Here is a 2,777-nt window from a genome sequence, read left to right as displayed (position 1 = left end):
TTGCAATTGTCGAAAGCCCACCAAGGCTTGACCAAAGAGATGGGAGGGCCATTGTGGCCATTGGAGGAAACCCGTTGGCCAAGGGGCAGCCCCCACTAGCCATGCAGCTAAGGCAGTGATCATCACCCCCCAAAAAATTGCCCCCCGCACCTCCTTGGCACAGAGAAAGGCCGTCAAAAGAATCCCAAGGGCAGCGAGGATGGGTGGCCATGTGTGAAAAGTGGTGAGTTTTGTTTTCGTAGCCGCATCAGCGATGATAATTCCAGCATTGCCAAGGCCAATGTAGGCGATAAATAGCCCCACCCCGGCAGCGATCGCCACCTTCAGAGACAGAGGAATCATACTCACAATCAGCGATCGCACCCCCGTGAGGGTCAGTAGCACAAACACAATGCCCTCGAGGAGTACAGCACTCAACGCCACTGGCCAAGGCAACCCCATCTGCCCCACCACTGCAAAAGCAAAAAAGGCATTGATGCCCATGCCAGGAGCTAAGGCAATCGGATAATTCGCCCAAATCCCCATGAGGATACTGCCCACTGCCGCAGATATTGCCGTTGCAATCAGCAACTCCACCTGCAAATCCTGTGGTTGCTCAAGAAAAATTGCATTGGAAAGAATTTGCGCATTGACGGGCAAAATGTAGGCCATCGTTAGAAATGTGGTTAGCGCCGCCAGTGCCTCGGTACAGAGTGAGCTGTGTGCCTGCTGCAAATTGAAGCAAGCCCTAAACCGTGAGTACCAGCGTCCCCTCAAGCGATTACTCCTTATATGGAAGATATATTTAATTTTGTTAATTTTGTTTACACTGCAGCCAAGGATGAATGAACTGAATAAGGCTTGGGCTTGCCCCTCAGCGCGAGATTCGCCACTTCCTACTGGGAGACTCTTGAAATGTGGCTTTCTGGGGGAAAGTGCAATAAGGAATGGAAAATAGATGTAACCAAGAGCACATTACTTTTGCCAATTTTGCCAAATCTGCGATTAAATTATATCAACTCTGTACAAAACCCAAAAGATTGAGGGCATAGTCAATTCACCATCAGCAGCAACTAAATTCTGGCAGTTAAGATATTATTCAGCCTAATTATTGATAGGGAAAAGGGCAGGAGACAAGCCAATGATCAAGAAATGGGTACGCTCACTAAAACGTCGCTATCCGCCCCTAGGGCATTGGCAGCGGCAGCGGGGGTTTACACTGCCTTTAGTCTTGGGGATGGGGCTGATCATGATCGTGGTTGCCCTGACGCTCCTCTCGCGATCGCAGCTAGATGTCACCACTGCCAGCCTCCAAAAACAAACCCAACAGGCCTTTGCCGTAGCCGAAGGGGGTATGGCCCGTACCCTTGGCTTACTCAATGGCAACTATCAGGTTCTGCTGCGCCGTACCTACAACCCCGCCACCAACACCAACTTTAACCCCCCCAGACCCTACCTCATTGATCGTTCAACAGATGCTACGAAAATTGGTCAGCCCAATACCAGCGGTCTAGCTGTTCCCTCTGTCAATGAATGGACAAAGGAAAGCCTTGGTTCCGATGCTCCCCCCTGCTTTACCCTTGACAATCTGAATACGATTCTCCTCAGCGGCACAATTGGCACCCCTGTGCAGGGCAATTACCGCCTTCTCTCCTATCTCTACGATGCGCCAACGAAAACAGGACACCTGTTGATCGAAGGCCGCTTGCCCAATGACTCACCCGCCAATGCCTTCATCTGGCAAAAGATGGTGATTACAGATCGCGCCGTCCCTTCCAACTTCCCTGGACTCTTGGCAGAAAAGATTAACCTCGGCAACAACGATGTCTTTGGCACGGTTAATGGCAATGTGATCTGCACCAATCCTAGGAACTGTATTGTCCCTGCAAGCCAGTGTAGCAATGGCCAGCCGACCCAAGAGGGACTGCGCAGTGCCGTGGGAGCGCTCAATAACTCAACTATTGAAGGAACGATCGCCATCAATAAAATTGACCTACCGCCCCTTCCTCCCCCTCCTCTACGGGTAGGTATAGATACCCTCAAAGATGGTAGCCTCGTAAATGGTAACTTGACGTCGCCACCCCCTTGGTTACCCCCCGAGCAAGTCTCTGACTTTCAGGAAGCCCTGCGACAGGCGGGGGGATACTACAGTGAAGGCGCCTACGGCGAGTTTTCCATTACAACTTCACTTAGCTTTCCCAGGCTGGACGATCGTGATCGTCCCTACATCGATCCTAACCCCGACATTCCCTTCTTTATCCCCGATCCCCTGCAACCTGGGCAGAAGATAGTCAACCCTGAAAAGGTCTATTACGCCTACCGGGTTAAGGATATCAACCTTAGCGGAAATCAAACCGTTGAGTTCAACACCAGCAAGTATGCTATCCGCCTCTATGTCAGCGGCAACATCGCCCTTACAGGTCAAGCAGCGATTCAAAACATCTGTGACCCCGATAGTTCCACCTGTGGTACCGGTGCCAATATGGGTCTTCCCAGGGGTATAGGTACACCGGATCGCCTACGGATTTATGGCAATCCTCCCGATCCCGACAATGCCAGGCCGGATCAGGTATTTACCCTCAGTGGCGGTGCTACCGCCGGCAGTCTCTTTGTCTATGCTCCGGATGCCAAAGTGGGGATTAACGGTGGCAGTAACAATCCCGATAAAATGGGGATTAACGGTGGCAGTAACAATCGCGATATTTTCGGAGCCGTGGGGGCCAAGGAATGGAATGGCTCAAGTTCCAATAACGCTGAAATTCGGGTGCCCGATCGCCTGCCGGAAGCCTTGGGCGGTC

At 51.7% G+C, this 2,777-nt stretch carries 2 protein-coding genes; one reads left to right on the top strand and one right to left on the bottom strand.

Annotated elements, in window-relative coordinates; all coding sequences use genetic code 11:
- The coding region (locus H8Q75_RS00010; RefSeq protein WP_297039280.1) for an NCS2 family permease at positions 1 to 714 on the bottom strand (714 nt) is incomplete at its 3' end.
- Between the two features lie 406 nt (positions 715 to 1,120).
- Here H8Q75_RS00010 and H8Q75_RS00005 point away from each other — a divergent pair.
- Positions 1,121 to 2,777 (top strand): type II secretion system protein (locus H8Q75_RS00005; RefSeq protein WP_297039276.1); only part of this gene is annotated, 1,657 nt, incomplete at its 3' end.

This window comes from Thermosynechococcus sp. OHK43, from assembly GCF_014466085.1.
Lineage (GTDB): Bacteria > Cyanobacteriota > Cyanobacteriia > Thermosynechococcales > Thermosynechococcaceae > Thermosynechococcus.
Note: the sequence above shows the minus strand (reverse complement) of the source record. Positions and strands in the feature narration are given on the sequence as shown.